Annotated in this window: 20 protein-coding genes; 6 read left to right on the top strand and 14 right to left on the bottom strand. The window is 63.7% G+C overall.

From position 1 onward, the window contains the following. Position 1: 1 nt before the first annotated feature. Together R2676_RS19405 and hemP are read left to right on the top strand one after the other, a co-directional pair. Positions 2 to 412: an ExbD/TolR family protein gene (locus R2676_RS19405; protein WP_027681106.1), complete on the top strand. Its 411-nt coding sequence runs from the start codon at positions 2 to 4 to the stop codon at positions 410 to 412. 244 nt (positions 413 to 656) lie between these two features. Then, positions 657 to 929, top strand: a complete 273-nt coding sequence (gene hemP, locus R2676_RS19400) for a hemin uptake protein HemP (protein WP_206275290.1) — start codon at positions 657 to 659, stop codon at positions 927 to 929. 188 nt (positions 930 to 1,117) lie between these two features. On the opposite strand, the gene R2676_RS19395 is transcribed toward hemP, so the two are convergent. The 5 genes from R2676_RS19395 to R2676_RS19375 all read right to left on the bottom strand — a co-directional run bounded on the left by R2676_RS19395 (position 1,118) and on the right by R2676_RS19375 (position 3,873). Beyond that, positions 1,118 to 1,531, bottom strand: a complete 414-nt coding sequence (locus tag R2676_RS19395) for a GlcG/HbpS family heme-binding protein (RefSeq protein WP_024972523.1) — start codon at positions 1,529 to 1,531, stop codon at positions 1,118 to 1,120. 307 nt (positions 1,532 to 1,838) lie between these two features. After that, positions 1,839 to 2,126 (bottom strand): hypothetical protein, encoded by a 288-nt coding sequence (locus tag R2676_RS19390; RefSeq protein WP_206275218.1) that lies wholly within the window; start codon positions 2,124 to 2,126, stop codon positions 1,839 to 1,841. Positions 2,127 to 2,367: 241 nt separating this feature from the next. Further along, positions 2,368 to 2,706 carry a hypothetical protein gene (locus R2676_RS19385; protein ID WP_206275217.1) on the bottom strand — a complete coding sequence of 113 codons (339 nt, stop codon included), beginning with the start codon at positions 2,704 to 2,706 and terminating at the stop codon, positions 2,368 to 2,370. Between the two features lie 157 nt (positions 2,707 to 2,863). Then, complete coding sequence (locus R2676_RS19380) at positions 2,864 to 3,103, bottom strand: hypothetical protein (protein ID WP_027681102.1); 240 nt, start codon at positions 3,101 to 3,103, stop codon at positions 2,864 to 2,866. A 260-nt stretch (positions 3,104 to 3,363) separates the two neighbouring features. Continuing rightward, complete coding sequence (locus R2676_RS19375; protein ID WP_027681101.1) at positions 3,364 to 3,873, bottom strand: phasin family protein; 510 nt, start codon at positions 3,871 to 3,873, stop codon at positions 3,364 to 3,366. Between the two features lie 190 nt (positions 3,874 to 4,063). Between R2676_RS19375 and R2676_RS19370 the strand changes: the two genes are divergently transcribed. From R2676_RS19370 to R2676_RS19355, 4 genes are all read left to right on the top strand, one after another. Further along, entirely contained in the window at positions 4,064 to 4,474 is a 411-nt protein-coding gene (locus R2676_RS19370) for a PRC-barrel domain-containing protein (protein WP_206275215.1), read from the top strand. 139 nt (positions 4,475 to 4,613) lie between these two features. Next, complete coding sequence (locus R2676_RS19365; RefSeq protein ID WP_027681099.1) at positions 4,614 to 4,814, top strand: glycine zipper 2TM domain-containing protein; 201 nt, start codon at positions 4,614 to 4,616, stop codon at positions 4,812 to 4,814. A 160-nt stretch (positions 4,815 to 4,974) separates the two neighbouring features. After that, entirely contained in the window at positions 4,975 to 5,937 is a 963-nt protein-coding gene (nodI, locus tag R2676_RS19360; protein ID WP_206275214.1) for a nodulation factor ABC transporter ATP-binding protein NodI, read from the top strand. Positions 5,938 to 5,948: 11 nt separating this feature from the next. Beyond that, a complete protein-coding gene (locus R2676_RS19355; RefSeq protein WP_012762247.1) occupies positions 5,949 to 6,770 on the top strand; it encodes an ABC transporter permease in 822 nt (273 codons plus the stop codon). A 68-nt stretch (positions 6,771 to 6,838) separates the two neighbouring features. On the opposite strand, the gene purF is transcribed toward R2676_RS19355, so the two are convergent. The 9 genes from purF to R2676_RS19310 all read right to left on the bottom strand — a co-directional run bounded on the left by purF (position 6,839) and on the right by R2676_RS19310 (position 15,825). Beyond that, complete coding sequence (gene purF / locus R2676_RS19350; protein WP_206275213.1) at positions 6,839 to 8,374, bottom strand: amidophosphoribosyltransferase; 1,536 nt, start codon at positions 8,372 to 8,374, stop codon at positions 6,839 to 6,841. Between the two features lie 98 nt (positions 8,375 to 8,472). Then, positions 8,473 to 8,970 (bottom strand): CvpA family protein, encoded by a 498-nt coding sequence (locus R2676_RS19345; protein WP_102067533.1) that lies wholly within the window; start codon positions 8,968 to 8,970, stop codon positions 8,473 to 8,475. 66 nt (positions 8,971 to 9,036) lie between these two features. After that, entirely contained in the window at positions 9,037 to 9,882 is an 846-nt protein-coding gene (locus tag R2676_RS19340; protein WP_206275212.1) for an SPOR domain-containing protein, read from the bottom strand. Positions 9,883 to 9,895: 13 nt separating this feature from the next. Next, positions 9,896 to 11,194 carry a bifunctional tetrahydrofolate synthase/dihydrofolate synthase gene (folC, locus tag R2676_RS19335; RefSeq protein ID WP_206275211.1) on the bottom strand — a complete coding sequence of 433 codons (1,299 nt, stop codon included), beginning with the start codon at positions 11,192 to 11,194 and terminating at the stop codon, positions 9,896 to 9,898. Positions 11,195 to 11,287: 93 nt separating this feature from the next. After that, the gene (accD, locus tag R2676_RS19330) at positions 11,288 to 12,160 is read right to left on the bottom strand and encodes an acetyl-CoA carboxylase, carboxyltransferase subunit beta (RefSeq protein WP_027681093.1); all 873 of its coding nucleotides are present in this window, start codon (positions 12,158 to 12,160) and stop codon (positions 11,288 to 11,290) included. Between the two features lie 30 nt (positions 12,161 to 12,190). After that, complete coding sequence (gene trpA / locus R2676_RS19325; RefSeq protein ID WP_206275210.1) at positions 12,191 to 12,988, bottom strand: tryptophan synthase subunit alpha; 798 nt, start codon at positions 12,986 to 12,988, stop codon at positions 12,191 to 12,193. 14 nt (positions 12,989 to 13,002) lie between these two features. Continuing rightward, positions 13,003 to 13,824 carry a DNA-methyltransferase gene (locus tag R2676_RS19320; RefSeq protein ID WP_206275209.1) on the bottom strand — a complete coding sequence of 274 codons (822 nt, stop codon included), beginning with the start codon at positions 13,822 to 13,824 and terminating at the stop codon, positions 13,003 to 13,005. Between the two features lie 10 nt (positions 13,825 to 13,834). Further along, positions 13,835 to 15,028: a tryptophan synthase subunit beta gene (gene trpB, locus R2676_RS19315; protein WP_102067528.1), complete on the bottom strand. Its 1,194-nt coding sequence runs from the start codon at positions 15,026 to 15,028 to the stop codon at positions 13,835 to 13,837. Between the two features lie 95 nt (positions 15,029 to 15,123). Beyond that, positions 15,124 to 15,825, bottom strand: coding sequence for a phosphoribosylanthranilate isomerase (locus R2676_RS19310; protein ID WP_206275289.1), 702 nt, complete (start codon positions 15,823 to 15,825; stop codon positions 15,124 to 15,126). Between the last annotated feature and the right edge of the window lie 6 nt (positions 15,826 to 15,831).

Below are 15,831 nucleotides of genomic sequence, written 5' to 3'. Positions count from 1 at the left end.
CATGTCTTTCGGATCTTTCGACAGCGATGACGAGGTGATGAGCGAGATCAACATGACGCCGCTGGTCGACGTCATGCTGGTGCTGCTGATCATCTTCATCATCACCATTCCGGTGATCAACCACGCGGTAAAGATCGACCTGCCGCGCGCGTCCAACAAGCCCGACGACGCCAAACCACAAAGCGTGAACGTTGAAATCGACGCACAGGGCCAGGTGTTCTGGAACAACCAGCCGGTCGACGAGGCCACACTGCAAGCCGACATCGCACAGGCCGCGCAACAGCAGCCGCAACCTGAGATGCACCTGCGCGCAGACCGCAACGTGCGCTACGAGCGCGTGGCGCAGGTCATGGCGTCCATCCAGCGCGGCGGCCTCTCACGCATCGGCTTTGTAACGGAGCCGCAGCACTAAGGCGGCATCACCACGTTGCCCGAGCGCCGTTCTCGCAGAACGTCCGGCGTCGCGGCACGGCTGACTCACAGCACATCTACACGACCGGGCCTCGCGCCCGGTTTTGTTTTTTCAGGCATGGATCAGCACATCGTCAGTCCACGCTTGTAATGATAACTATTCTCATTTAATCTATTTGACATTCGCTGGAGAGCCTTTGCCAGCCAACGTCTCAGCCCATGTTTCCGCCCGCCAGGACATCGCCATGAACGCTTCCGAACACCAAGACGCAGGACGTACCGTGATCCGCCGTCGCCACGTCATCGTGGCCCGCAAGCAACCCGCCGAGCTGCACGCCACTGCGGGAACGTCCGCGGCCGAGACCGTTCGCGATATGCCAGTCGCCACCATCGGCGACACCCGGACCATGACCTCCGAACAACTCTTTGCCGGTCAGAATGCGGTGGCCATCCGTCACAACGGCGCGGTCTACACGCTGCGCGTGACGCGCTTCGGCAAACTGATCCTGACCAAGTAACGCCGCAACACCCACCGACTTTTGTGGGGACGTCTCTCTCAGGAGACATTCGGCCGTAGCCAGCCGTCGTCATTTCGCATTGCCGGACGACCGCCAGCCAAGCCTTTCTTTTTCCCCCACCGCCCCCAAAGAAAAAGGGCGCGACCTCCGCCGCGCCCTTCCCTTTGAATCTCTTGCGTGATCGCGTATCAGCAGATCACGTTCACGGCGGCAATACCCGCCTTGGCGATCACGACATCCTCCGTCGACTTCACGCCCGACACACCTACCGCACCGGCGCAGACGCCTTCCACCATCACCGGCACGCCGCCTTCGAGCATGCCTTGCAGATGCGGGGCCGACAGGAACGAGATGCGGCCGTTGTTGATGATGTCTTCGTAGATCTTCGATTCACGGCGGCCCAGCGCTGCGGTACGCGCCTTTTCCGGGGCGATGTACGCCGAGATGGTGGCGCAGCCGTCCATGCGGCGCAGGCCCATCAGATGGCCGCCGTCGTCCACCACGGCAATCGTCACGTTCCATTGGTGCGCGCGCGCTTCTTTCTCGGCGGCATCCAGGATCTTGGTGACATCGTCCTGGCACAGGCACGGTTTCGTTTTCATGACGTTCTCCTTGGTGGTTGTAGTGCAATGGCGCAAGGGCTGCGTAGAGCCCGTATCAGGCAAAAGTATGCCACTGGCATCGACCGCTTCCACGACTCTTCCTGAACCAATGACGCAAAAGAGCCGATACATTCGTGCGCTTCAGTATGGTTGAGGATCGTTCCGCTTGTGCCGTACGCCAGCGTTTCGCGGGACGTTCCGGGCCGACGTTAGCACGCGCCCTGCATCAGAAAGATGCACAAAGAAAAAGCCCGGGTATCGCCCGGGCTTGATGTTGCGATGCGGCAGCGCCTCTGCCGCTCTTCCCTTATTTCTGATGATCGCTGCACGCGCCGTCCGTGTACGGATCGGCACGACCCACCTTTGCCCCGTCGGTATAGGGGTCGGCGCGGCCCATCTTCGCGCCATCGGTGTAAGGATCTGCACGGCTGACCTTGGCACCGTCTGTGTAAGGGTCGGCGCGGCTGACCTTTTGGGCGGGCTGATACGGATCAAGCGAGCCGGCGTGCGCGACCGCTGCACCCAGCGCCAAGGCCAGGCCGCTTGCGGCGGCAATCAGGGTGCGCGTTGCAATGCGTTGCGTGGTGACTTGCATAGGAACTCCTTCGGTCATGACACTGCGAACATGACGTGCACCGCTGCGGCACACGTGCCCGCATCATTCATGCGGACGTCATATCGACCGGGTAGGCAGACCGCCGGTTCTGCCCCGCGCTCCTTTGTCGCGGTGCAGGTGGGCGCCTATCCGTCGTGCAAATCGACGCAGTTCCCGTGCCACGCGCGCACGCCGATAAAGAAAAAGGCCCCCGCAGGAGCCTTTGTTCTCGGCAGAGGGCTTAACGCCAATGCCCCCAGTGACGGCCGTCGTACCAGCGGTAACGCGGGCCCCAACGGTACCAGCCCGCGCCCACCACCACAGGTGCCGGGCCATAGGCAGGCGGACCGTAGTAGACCGGCGCCGGGGCGTAATACGCCGGAGGCGGCGGAGGCGGCGCGTAGTAAGCCGGGGGCGGCGGCGGGTAATACACCGGCGCCGGCGCCACATACACGGGCGCGACCGGCACGCCAAATCCGATGCCGACGCTCACGTGCGCCGACGCCATCTGCGGCACAGCCAGCACTGCCAGTGCGGCTGCACCTGCAATCCACAGCACATTGCGTCGAATCATCTTCATCACCTGCGGCTTGGAGCGCCGGGCAAATCCGTAGCCGGCGCGGAATACGGTATTTGTATTGTATTCAGGGCCGCAGACACAGGTGATACGGCGCTGGCGAATTGGTAACAGAACGTAACGCCACGCCGCGACGCCAGCATCATCAAAATCGCTGACATCAATCCAGCGCGGGGCTGCAGTCAAGCTCGCCGGAAGCGATCATCGCTTCGGCATATGCGCGCGCCGCCTCCATGGCACTTGAAGCGCTCGGATACGTGTTGGCCGATGCGCGCACCGTCGTACGGGCTAACAGGGTCTCGCCATCGCTGACGCGCAGGATACTGACTTCGGCGCGCCACGCTTGCGGCGAGAGTTCATAGGCAGATACCTCGATTTTGCAGTCGTCTCGGAAAGTCATGCGTCCTCCGTGTCGTATTGGATAAGCCAGGCTGCGTGTCAATGCACGAACAGCCAGATCACCAGCAACACAATCGCGGGAACACCCAAGAGCCACGCAACGAGATAGGACATGACGACCTCCTACATGTTGATAGGCATGTAGGAAGTGTAGAGATGCGCGCACGGGCGGACTGTCGACCTCCGCCCGTGCTGTTTTGTAGGACTGTACCGAAATGACTGTCGGCCCACGCCGACGCTTCTCACCCGTATAGAGGAGGTTCAGCGTGCAGTGCCGTCCCTGGCGGCCACGTCACTTGGCACCAGAATCCGGCTCCCGCCGGCATCCTCAGCCGCTTCAGCGGCGGCCACTTCCAGACCCACGGACGCCTTGAAAAAATTCACCGCCGCCTCGGCCCCAGGAGGCGCTGCGTCCGCAAGATTTTCTGCAACGAAACCCCATTGGCGACGCACCTCATCACCGTGGCGTTGCAGGGCGCGGGCAATGCCGTTTTGGGTCTCCACGCCGATCTCGACAAAGTTGCGTGTGTAGCCGGAGACGCGTTCGCCGGCGGGTTGCAGATAGCGCGCTTGCGCATTCCACCATTCGCCTGCGTCCTGTGCGCCAGCGGCGTCTTGCAGGCAATGTTCCGTCTCGCCAAGACCCGCCTTGATGGCCTGCAGATTGAGCCCGATCAGGCGATTGACACCGCTCACCGCTTCCTCAGTGACAGCCATCCAGGTTTCAAGTTGTGAGCGTTGCAGAACGCCGAGTTGCTCCAGAGTCATCATGTCGGTTACTCCTCGTGAGATGGATGATTACGGCCAGCAGGTGCCGAGCGTTTCAGTGTAGTTGCGTGCGAAGCCGATTTCCGCGACATCACCCGTTTGTCCTACAGGTGTTTCGGACGCGCTCGCCTGCGCCGGCAGCCATGTGCGCGTTAGAGTCGATCGCATTCCTTCACCAGACCACGGAGTCACGATGAAACGTCTCGCTGCTGCCCTGATCGCTACCGCCTCCATTGCCGCCGCGCCGCAAGCTTTCGCGCAAGTCGCGGGCCACGCCGCGCTCGGCGTATCCGTGACCGAACTCGATGCGGTCATCAAGGGCGTGAGTGTGAAGAAACAAGTGCTGGGCAAGACCATCTACAACGAGGCCAACGAGAAGGTTGGCAATGTGCAGGATCTGATCGTGACGCCGGAAAACGCCGTCTCGTTCGCCATCGTGGGTGCGGGCGGTTTTGTGGGCGTGGGGCGCCACGATGTTGCGATCCCAGTGAATCAGTTCAAGTACGACCAAGGCAGGATCGTGCTGCCTGGCGCGACCAAAGACGCCATCAAGGCGCTGCCGGAATTCAAGTACGACCGGCAGGAGAAGCCTGCCAAGGCCTGAGGACCGCCGGAAACTTTGGCCTCGTAAGCCGTGCGCGATGTGTGGGAATCGGCTGACACGCCTTTCAGGCAACGTCACCTGCACATCACGGTGCGCACGACCTTCAATAGAGGTACACAAACGACAAAAGGAGTTTGTTATGCGTGCCTTCGTATCCTTGGTTCTGGCGGCCGCATTGGCATCCGTCAGCGGATGCGCGGACATGACGCCAAAGCAGCGTAATACCGCGCTGGGCGCAGCCGCAGGTGGTGTCGCCGGGGCGGCCATCTGGGGCGGCCCGGGCGCGACGCTCGGCGGTGCTGCGCTGGGTGGCGTGGTGGGTAACGCCGTCACCAAGTAACCCCCGCCAAGCGCGCTGCGATACGCGCGCTGCAAACTCGGGCCAGGCCACGTCGCCTGGCCCTTTTTATTGCCTGAGAGCAACACCACGCCATCGCACATTCCCCTCATACGCATATGCAAATGCCGGCGCATAATCGGCGTTTTGCAACGGAGGCAATGTGCGATACGAGCAAGAGGGTTTTGGCGTGAGCAGCACACCGATCCTGAGCGTCGAGGGCCTGCGCAAACGTTACGGTGACCAGACGGTTGTCGACAACCTCAGCTTCAGCGTCCGGCGCGGCCAGTGCTTCGGGCTGCTTGGCCCCAACGGCGCCGGCAAGACCACCACGCTGCGCATGCTGCTCGGGATGACGATGCCCGATGCGGGCAGCCTGAGGCTGTGCGACGAGCCGGTTCCCGAAGCCGCGCACCGCGCTCGCATGCGCGTAGGCGTGGTGCCGCAGTTCGACAATCTCGACCCTGATTTCTCCGTCTCGGAAAACCTGCGGATCTTCGGTCGCTACTTTGGCCTGTCGACGGCGACCATTCGCGAACGCATCCCAACCTTGCTGGAATTTGCGCGGCTCGAACAAAAAGCCGATGCGCCCGTGCGCGCGCTCTCGGGTGGCATGAAGCGGCGGCTGACGGTCGCACGCGCGTTGATCAACGATCCGGACATCCTTGTCATGGACGAGCCCACCACGGGCCTCGACCCGCAGGCGCGGCACCTGATCTGGGAACGCCTGCGCTCGTTGCTTGCTGCCGGCAAGACCATCCTGCTGACCACGCATTTCATGGAAGAAGCCGAGCGCCTGTGCGATGAACTCTGCGTGATCGACAACGGCCGCAAGATCGCGCAAGGCAAGCCGCAGGAACTCATCGCACGCGAAATCGGCTGCGACGTGGTTGAAGTCTACGGCGACGATCTCAACGCCCTTCGCACGCTGCTCACGCCCCTGGCGGAGCGCGTCGAAATCAGCGGCGAGACGCTCTTCTGCTACGCGCGCGATCCGCAGCCGTTGGTGGCCGCGCTGCGCACACAGGCCGAAACGCACACCATGCCCGGCCTGCGCTACCTGCACCGCCCGGCCAATCTCGAAGATGTGTTCCTGCGCCTGACCGGCCGCGAAATGCGTGACTGAGAGAACCGCACATGTCTACTGAAACCGCACTCACTCCGCCACAGCAGCAGGCCTTTCCGCAGCCGCTGCTGCCGCTCAACTTCCGCAACTGGCAGTACGTCTGGCTGCGCAATTTCATGGTGTGGCGCAAGCTGGCCATTCCGTCGATGGCAGGCAACCTGGCCGACCCGATGATCTACCTGTTCGGTCTCGGCCTCGGGCTCGGCCTGCTCGTCGGGCGCGTTGACGGCGTGTCGTATATCGCCTTCCTGGCGGCCGGCACCGTGGCGTCCAGCACGATGATGTCGGCGAGCTTCGAAGCGATGTATTCGGCGTTTTCGCGCATGCACGTGCAACGTACGTGGGAGGCGATCCTGTACGCGCCGCTGAGCCTGGGCGACGTGGTCCTCGGCGAGCTGTTCTGGGCGGCCAGCAAGTCGGTGCTCTCTGGCCTGGCGATCATGCTCGTCGCGGGCGCCCTTGGTTATGCGTCGATGCCGCAGGCGCTGCTTGCCCTGCCCGTCATCGTGCTGACCGGCTTCACGTTCGCCTGCCTGGCAATGAACATGACGGCGCTTGCGCCCAACTACGACTTCTTCATGTTCTACCAGACGCTGGTAATCACGCCGATGATGCTGCTCTCGGGCGTGTTCTTCCCGTTGTCACAGCTGCCGGCGCCTGTGCGCGCGGCGACAAGCGTCCTGCCATTGCCGCATGCGGTGGACTTGATCCGCCCCCTGATGCTCGGGCGCACGCCTGACAACATCGCGCTGCACCTCGGCGTCTTGCTGCTATACGCCGTGGCCGCGCTGCTGCTGTGCCTGTGGCTGCTGCGTCGTCGCATGCTCAAGTAAGGCACGATCGCAACGCCCAACAAAAAAGCCCGTCGCAATGACGGGCTTTTCTTTGCTGCGTTCGAGATTTACTCGTTCACGGCAGAGCGCTGCAGGTGCAGTTGCGTGCGCGGATCATCGTTCTGCGCATTCTCACGATCCGCCTTGGCCGAATTGTTGCGCGCGGCTTCCAAGCGATCGAGGTACGCCTCGTCAATGTCGCCCGTCACGTACTTGCCGTCAAAGCACGAGGCGTCGAAATCCTTCAGTGCCGGGTTGACGTCGCGCACGGCGCGCTTCATGTCTTCCACGTCCTGATACACGAGCTGGTCTGCGCCGATGATCTTGGCGATCTCTTCGTGCGTGCGGCCATAAGCCACCAGTTCGCCGCGCGTCGGCATGTCGATACCGTACACGTTGGGGAACTTCACCGGCGGTGCGGCCGAAGCGAAGATCACCTTCTTGGCACCGGCATCGCGCGCCATCTGCACGATCTCCGACGACGTCGTGCCACGCACGATGGAGTCGTCGACGATCAGCACGTTCTTGTCCTTGAACTCGATCGCCATGGCGTTGAGCTTCTGGCGCACGGACTTCTTGCGCACCGCCTGGCCCGGCATGATGAAGGTGCGACCCACGTAGCGGTTCTTGAAGAAACCTTCGCGGTACGGCACGCCCAGGTGATTGGCCACCTGCATGGCAGCCGGGCGGGACGAATCCGGAATCGGCATCACCACGTCGATCCGGTCGGTCACCTCGCGCTTGATCTTCTCGGCCAGGTAATCGCCCATGCGCAGGCGGGCGTCGTACACCGACACACCGTCCATGCGGGAATCCGGACGGGCCAGGTAGACGTATTCAAAGATGCACGGCGAAAGCACCGGGTTGGCGGCGCATTGCTTGGTGTGCAGCTTGCCCTCGAGGTCGATGAAGATCGCTTCGCCCGGCGCGACGTCACGCTCGAACTTGAAGCCGATGCCTTCCAGCGCCACCGACTCCGACGCGACCATATATTCGATGTGGCCTTCCGGCGTTTCCTGGCTACCCAGTGCCAGCGGGCGGATGCCAAACGGATCGCGCACAGCCAGCACGCCGTAGCCCGAAATCTCGGCAGCGATGGCGTACGAGCCGCGCACGCGGCGGTGCAGGCCTTCCACCGCGGTGAAGATGGAATCGCTGTTCAGCGGAATATCGTTGCTGGCGCGTTGCAATTCGTCGGCCAGCACGTTGAGCAGCACTTCAGAGTCAGACTGCGTGTTGATGTGGCGGCGGTCGCGCCGGAACATCTCTTCACGAAGCTGGTCGGAGTTCGTCAGGTTGCCGTTGTGTGCCAGCACGATGCCGAACGGTGCGTTGACATAGAACGGTTGGGCCTCTTCCTCGCTGGACGAGCCTGCGGTTGGATAACGCACCTGGCCGATGCCGCTCGTGCCCGGCAGGCCGCGCATGTTGCGGGTGCGGAACACGTCGCGCACCATGCCGTTGGCCTTGTGCATGTGGAAAGTGCTGCCTGATGCGGTGGCGATGCCCGCCGCGTCCTGCCCCCGGTGTTGCAGAAGCAACAGGCTGTCGTAGATCAGCTGATTGACGGGCGTGGCGGAGACCACCCCAACGATACCGCACATGTCGAACTCCAGCGAGAACGTATTTGATGGCGCCCACACCCGTTGCGGGCACCGAAAAAGCTTCCCGGATCGCCTAGCTTGTGGCCAGACGCTCCAGATCAATAGTGAACATACTTTGCGACATCCGGCGGCAACAACGGCTTGGCCGCTTGTGCCGCCTGCTCCGCATAGGGCCGCGTGATCGCATCGCGCCAAAACGGTTGCTCGGGCAGACTGGTGAAACCGGCCACCGTCATCAACACGAGGATGATCACGCCACCGCGTGCCAATCCGAACACCATCCCCAGGCCGCGATCTGCGGGCTTGAGCCCTGCGCTTGCCAGCGCCGCCGAAAGCAGCGCACCAACCAGCGAAGTTGCAATCACCGTCACGATAAACAGTAGGACGAAACCGAGAATGGTGCGTGCCACCGGGCCACCAGGCAGCGATTCCGGCATCCAGCCCGCCGCTACACCCGAAAACGTGTACGCCACCCACGCGGCAAACAACCACCCGAGCAGCGCCAGCACTTCGCGAATCAGCCCGCGAAACAACCCGATCAGCGCCGACGTGACGATGATGAACAGCACACCGTAGTCAAAAAAAGTCGGTTGCATCAGGCAGCGGCTTGAATTGACGGTGGCGGAATGCGGCGTGCGCTGAATACACGGTCGGCCGCATCGTCATTGCTGTACGAGCTTGGGCGTCAGGCCGATCTGCTCGGCACGTTTCTGCGCCGCTTCGGCGGACGCACGATCGTTGAACGGGCCCGCACGCAGCAGCGCCAGATCGCCCTTTTCAGGCACCTTCTTGTGTTCGATGTAACCGGGAATCTTTTCGCCCTTGAGCTTGCCCAGCCAATTGCGGGCGCGGTCTTCGGAAGCGAAGGCGCCGATCAGCAGGATGAACTTGCCGCCGCTGGCATCGGTGCTCGGTGCAGCTGCTTGCTGTGCGGGTTGGGCGGGTTTCGTCGCTGGCTTGGGCTCGGCGGGTGGCGTCACGCTGGCGACGGGCTTGGGCGGTGTCGCCGGCTTGGCTGCAGCCGGTGCGTCCTGAGCTGCCGGCGCTTCATTGTTAGCGACGACCTCTTCGCCCTGATCAAGCGCCTGCGCCTGATCGCTCGACGAATTTGCAGGACGCGACGCAGAGCGCCGGCTGGCGACCTTCGGCTCGTCGGTCGACGGCTTTGCCCCACGATCGACCGGCTGATCCTGGATCTGCACGGCCACGGCATCCGCCACGGGGCGCGGCTTGGCGTCGAATATGAGCGGCAGCACGATCACGGCGGCGCCCACGAGCACCACGGCGCCGATCAGCCTGCGGCGAGCACGTTGTTTTTGCGGGAGTTCGGGATCAAGGCCGTCGTCGTCATCGTCGGTGCGACGCGAGGCCCGGCTGCGGGCATTCGACGATGCGCGAGATCCGCGCACCGCATCGCGGGCCACATCGGCAGCACTGCCGGCGGTTGCGCCGCGTGTGCGTTCGCCTTCAGCGTTCTTGCGGGAGGAGAAGATGGAAAACAGTCCCATGAGGGCCCCGGGTTTAGTGCGCGCGACTCTTGCGCTCCGCCAGCACGCCGGCAACGGTGTAGAACGATCCGAAGACCACGATTCTATCATCCTCGGTCGCCCGCTCCATGGCGTTGCGATAGGCTGTGGCGGGATCGCTGAATGTGCTCACGCTGGACTCCTTGCCTTCGCGGAAACCGGCATCGGCCAGCGCCTGGGCCAAGCTCGCGGCGCTCGCCGCGCGCGGCGTGGGCAAATCGGTCAGGCACCAGTGGTCGACCTTGTCGAGCATGTGGCCGAGCACACCGGCGATGTCCTTGTCCTGCATCGCGCCGAACACCGCGTAGGTGTAGCGGTAGAAGCCCATGTTCTCGAGGTTCTGACCAAGCGCGGCCGACGCGTGCGGGTTGTGGGCGACGTCCAGGACGACGGAAGGACGCCCCGGCAGCACCTGGAAACGCCCCGGCAGCACCACCTGCGACAGCCCCAGACGCACGTCCTGCGCCGAGATCGGCAACCGGTCGCGCACCGACTCCAACGCTGCCAGCGCGGCCGATGCATTCAGCAGTTGGTTCGCCCCGCGCAATGCCGGGTAGCCAAGGCTCGGCCAACGACGCCCGCGCCCGCTGAAGCCCCACTGCTGCTTGTCACCCTGGAAGTTGAAATCGCGGCCGATCAGCCAGAGGTCTGCGCCGATCGCTTCAGCGTGTTTGACCAGGGAAATGGGCGGCACCGGGTCAGAACAGATCGCCGGCTTGCCTGCGCGGAAGATACCGGCCTTCTCAAAGCCGATGGCCTCGCGGGTGTCCCCCAGGTAGGCCATGTGGTCGAGATCGACACTGGTGATGACGGCACAATCTGTATCGACAATGTTGACCGCATCCAGCCGACCGCCCAGGCCGACTTCCAGGATCACCGCATCGAGACCCGCGTTGGCGAACAGATGCATGATCGCCAGCGTGGTGAATTCGAAGTACGTCAGGCTGACGGGCTCGGGAAAGCTGCAGCGCGCGCGTTCCACCGCCTCAAAGTGCGGCAGCAGCATCGCGTCGGCGGCGATCTCGCCATTCACGCGTGCACGCTCGTTGAAATCGATCAGGTGCGGCGAGGTATGGCAACCCACCTTGTAGCCAGCGGCCAGCAGGATCGCCTCCAGCATCGCGCAAGTCGAGCCTTTGCCATTGGTACCGCCCACCGTGAAGACGACTGATTTGAACTCCAGCCCGAGCGCATCGCGCACGCGACTGATGCGCGCCAGGCCCATGTCGATGCCGACCGGGTGTGCGGTTTCCAGGTGAGCGAGCCAGTCGGGCAGCGTATCGAATGTAGGCATGCGAAATAGGTGGCGCGGCATCAGCGAATCGGGCCGCGCAAAAACAAGAAGCGCGGACTCTCGCCCGCGCTTCGGTTCAACAGATGTGCGGCATCAGGCCAGTGCGTCGGCCGGTTGCTTCTGCAGGAGCGCCAGAAGCTCGGCGATCTCGCGGCGCATGTTGCGGCGATCGACGATCATGTCGATGGCACCTTTCTGCAGCAGGAACTCGGCGCGCTGGAAGCCTTCCGGCAGCTTCTCGCGAACGGTCTGTTCGATCACGCGCGGGCCGGCAAACCCGATCAGCGCCTTCGGTTCGGCGATCACCACGTCGCCCATGAACGCGAAGCTGGCGGACACGCCGCCCATGGTCGGATCGGTCAGCACGCTGATGAACGGCAGCTTGGCTTCAGCCAGCTTCTGGATCATCGACGTCGTCTTCGCCATCTGCATGAGCGACAGCAGGCTTTCCTGCATGCGCGCGCCACCGGTGGCCGACACGCAGATGAACGGCACCTTCTGCTCCAGCGCCGTCTGTGCGCCGCGCGTGAAACGCTCGCCCACCACGGAGCCCATCGAGCCGCCCATGAATTCGAACTCGAAGCACGCCACGACGACCGGCAGCGCGTGAATGGCGCCGCCCATCACGACCATGGCGTCGGTTTCACCCGTGTCGTCCATCGCCGCCTTAATGCGGTCGGGGTACTTCTTCGTGTCCTTGAACTTGAGCGCGTCGACCGGGAGGATCTCCTGGCCCAGCTCATAGCGGCCTTCGGCGTCCAGCAGTGCGTCCAGGCGGGCGCGGGCGCCGATGCGCATATGGTGATCGCACTTCGGGCAAACGTGCAGGTTGGCCTCGACGTCGGTCCGATACAGCACTGACTCGCAAGCCGGGCATTTGACCCACAGGCCTTCGGGAATGCCCTTGCGCTGCGACGGGTCGGTCTGTTGGATCTTGGGCGGAAGCAGTTTGTCCAGCCAGCTCATGCGTGCTCCTTGAATGCAGTGTCGCGCAGATCAGGCGTCCAGCGCCTGGCGGATCTCCGCGATGAAATCAGTCAAGTATTGTACCGCTTGTTCGCGAGGAGCTTCCTCCAACAATTGCACAATGCGGGATCCGATGACCACCGCATCCGCAACACCGCCGATCGCACGTGCAGTTGCCGCATCACGGATGCCGAAACCGACGCCCACGGGCAGCCGCGCGTGCTGGCGGATCTGCGGGATGCGCTCAGCCACCGCGTCCAGGTCGATGGTGGCCGCGCCCGTCACGCCTTTGAGCGACACGTAATAGATGTAGCCACTCGCCACACGGGCAATCTGCGCGATGCGTGCTTCGGTGGAGGTGGGCGCCAAGAGGAAGATCGGATCGATGCCGACGGCCCGCATGGTCTTGGCAAAGGCCTCGCATTCTTCGGGCGGGTAGTCGACCACGAGCACACCGTCCACGCCCGCTTCGGATGCCGCCTTGGCAAAGGCTTCGACGCCCATCCGCTCGATCGGATTGGCGTAACCCATGAGCACCACGGGTGTCGTCGAGTCGGTGGTGCGGAAAGCACGCACATACTCCAGCACCGTGCGCAGGCCCACCTTCTTGGCCAATGCGCGCTCGGACGCACGTTGGATCACCGGACCATCGGCCATCGGGTCGGAAAACGGCACGCCCAGTTCGATGACGTTGGAGCCGCCCTTGACCAGCGCGTGCATTAGGTCGACCGTCATCTCGGGGTACGGATCGCCGGCCGTGATGAACGGAATCAGGCCCTTGCGGCCCTGCGCAGACAGTTGTGAGAAGGTTTGAGCGATGCGGGACATAGGGGGATCAGGTTTCAGGCGACCCTGATGGTCTCAGGCGCCTGCGATTCAGTCGGTTGCGCGTTGGCGTCAGCGGCGGCATGCACAGCAGCCACCCGTTCGCGCGCCACGCGGCAATAGTCGGCGTTGATCTCGAAGCCGGCGAAACGGCGGCCCAGCCTTGCACACGCGGCCGCCGTGGTGCCGCTGCCCAGGAACGGGTCCAGCACCAGGCCGCCCGGCGGGCAGCTTGCCAGGATCATGCGTTCCACCAGTTCCAGCGGCTTCTGCGTCGGGTGCTCGGCGCGCTCCGGATCTTGCCGGTGCAGGCGCGACACGCTCCACACGTCCTTCGGGTTGTAGCCGACTTCCAGCCACTTCTTGCCCTCGAAACGCTTGCGGCTGCGTGCTTTCTTCGTTTCGGCGTCGTACGGAATGCGCACGGCGTCGACATCGAAGTAGTAATCGCGCGAAGCGGCAAAAAAGCCGATGTTGTCGTGCACCGACGAGAACTTGCGCGTGCTGCCGCCCATGCTCGGCACGCGGCGGTCCCAGATGATCTCGTTGACCATGGTCAGGCGTCGCTTGAGCATCACGAACAGTTCCGGCGCGTATTGCCACGTGCAGAACAGGTAGAGCGATCCGTTGCGCGCCAGCTTGGGCAGCACCGCATCGATCCAGCGCTCAGACCAGGCGAGATAGGCATCGCCCGACAGCTTGTCGGAATCGTTGCCGTAATCTTTGCCCAGGCCGTACGGCGGATCGGCGATGACGAGGTCGACGCTACCGTCGGCCAGATGCCCGACCCCGGTAATGCAGTCCTCGTTGAAGATGCCGTCGATGGCGCGCTCGGTCATGCGGCGTCCGTCAGAGCTTGATGCCGGAGAATTCGGCGACGGTATGCATATCCTTGTCGCCGCGGCCCGACAGGTTCACCAGCAGGATCTTGTCCTTCGGGAGCGTCGGCGCCAGCTTGCACGCATACGCCAGCGCGTGGCTCGATTCCAGCGCAGGGATGATGCCCTCCATCCGGCACAGGTCATGGAAAGCCTGCAGGGCTTCCTTGTCCGTAATGCCGACGTATTCGGCGCGCTGCACGTCCTTCAACCAGGCGTGCTCCGGACCGACGCCCGGGTAATCGAGCCCCGCCGAAATCGAATGCGTCTCGATGATCTGGCCGTCTTCATCCTGCAGCAGATAGGTGCGGTTGCCGTGCAGCACGCCCGGCGAGCCACCCGTGAGCGACGCGGCGTGGCGGCCGGTTTCGATGCCCTCGCCCGCCGCCTCCACGCCGATCAGCTTGACGTCGGCATGGTCGATGTACGGATAGAAGATGCCCATGGCGTTGGAGCCGCCGCCCACGCAGGCGATCACGGCATCCGGCTGGCGCCCGGTCATCTCGGGCATCTGCACCTTGCATTCCTCGCCGATCACGGCCTGGAAGTCGCGCACCATCATCGGATACGGGTGCGGGCCTGCCACCGTGCCGATGATGTAGAAGGTGTCGGCCACGTTGGTCACCCAGTCGCGCATGGCTTCGTTCAGCGCGTCCTTGAGCGTGCGTGAGCCCGATTCCACCGGCACCACGGTCGCGCCCAGCAGCTTCATGCGGTAAACGTTCGCGGCCTGGCGGCGCACGTCTTCGCTGCCCATGTAGACGACGCATTCCATGCCGTAGCGGGCCGCAATCGTGGCGGTGGCAACGCCGTGCTGGCCCGCGCCCGTTTCCGCAATCACGCGCGGCTTGCCCATGCGGCGCGCCAGCAGCGCCTGGCCGATCACGTTGTTCACCTTGTGCGCGCCGGTGTGGTTCAGGTCTTCGCGCTTCAGGTAGATCTGCGCGCCGCCGCAGTGTTCGGTCAGGCGGCGTGCGTGATAGATCGGCGACGGCCGGCCGACGAAGTGCTTCAGCTCGTATTCGTATTCCTTGATGAACTCGGGATCGTGCTGGTAACGCGCATAGGCGTCGCGCAGTTCATCCAGCGCGTGGGACAGCGTTTCCGCAACGAAGGTGCCGCCGTAGGGGCCGAAATGGCCGTGGGCGTCGGGCAGGTTGTACATGGCAATCTCTCGAGGCGTCCGCCGAGGTCAGGGTGAAGCCCCGTCGGCGGAGATATTCAGGAAGGCGTGCGTCGCGAAAGACCTGCCGGATCGGCTCAGGCCTGCACCGATGCGCCCAGGGCTGCATCGGCCTCGCGGACCGCACGCACAAATGCGGTCATCCGGGCGTGATCTTTCACGCCCCGTGCGGCTTCGATTCCGCTGCTGACGTCAACAGCGTAAGGCCGCACGCGTTCAATCGCGCCAGCGACGTTTTGCGCGCTCAACCCACCACTCAAAACGAGCCGAGGAGCGGCGCTTGTGGTTGGCAAGGATGGCGATTGCGGGAGCCATTGCGGAGGAATGAGGGTCCAGTCGAAGACGTGGCCGCCGCCGCCATACCCCTCGACAAATGCGTCGAGCAACAGGCCTTGAGCAGCGGCAAACCGATCCGTGAATTCTACCAAATCGGCCCCAGGCTGAACACGCAGGGCGCGCAGCCATGGCAGCCGGGCCTTCCTGGCAATCTCTGCGCACAGCTCTGCCGGCTCATCACCGTGGAACTGAAGCAACGTCAGCGGCACTTGGTCGAGCACGCGCGCCACGTCATCCGCGGTGGCGTTGACGAACAGGCCCGTCACGGTGACGAACGGACCCGCGCGGCGCGCCAGCTCAGCCGCGCGGTCGATGGCGACGTAACGCGGGCTGGGCGGATAGAACACCAGACCGATCGCGTCGGCGCCGAGCGCGACCGCGTGGTCGACGTCGGCCGGCTGGGTCAGGCCGCACAGCTTGATACGGGTACGGTGCAACGGCATGGCGGA

The sequence above is a fragment of the Ralstonia flatus genome (assembly GCF_958439105.1).
GTDB classification, from domain to species: Bacteria; Pseudomonadota; Gammaproteobacteria; order Burkholderiales; family Burkholderiaceae; genus Ralstonia; species Ralstonia flatus.
This window is presented reverse-complemented; position numbering and strand designations above follow the sequence as displayed.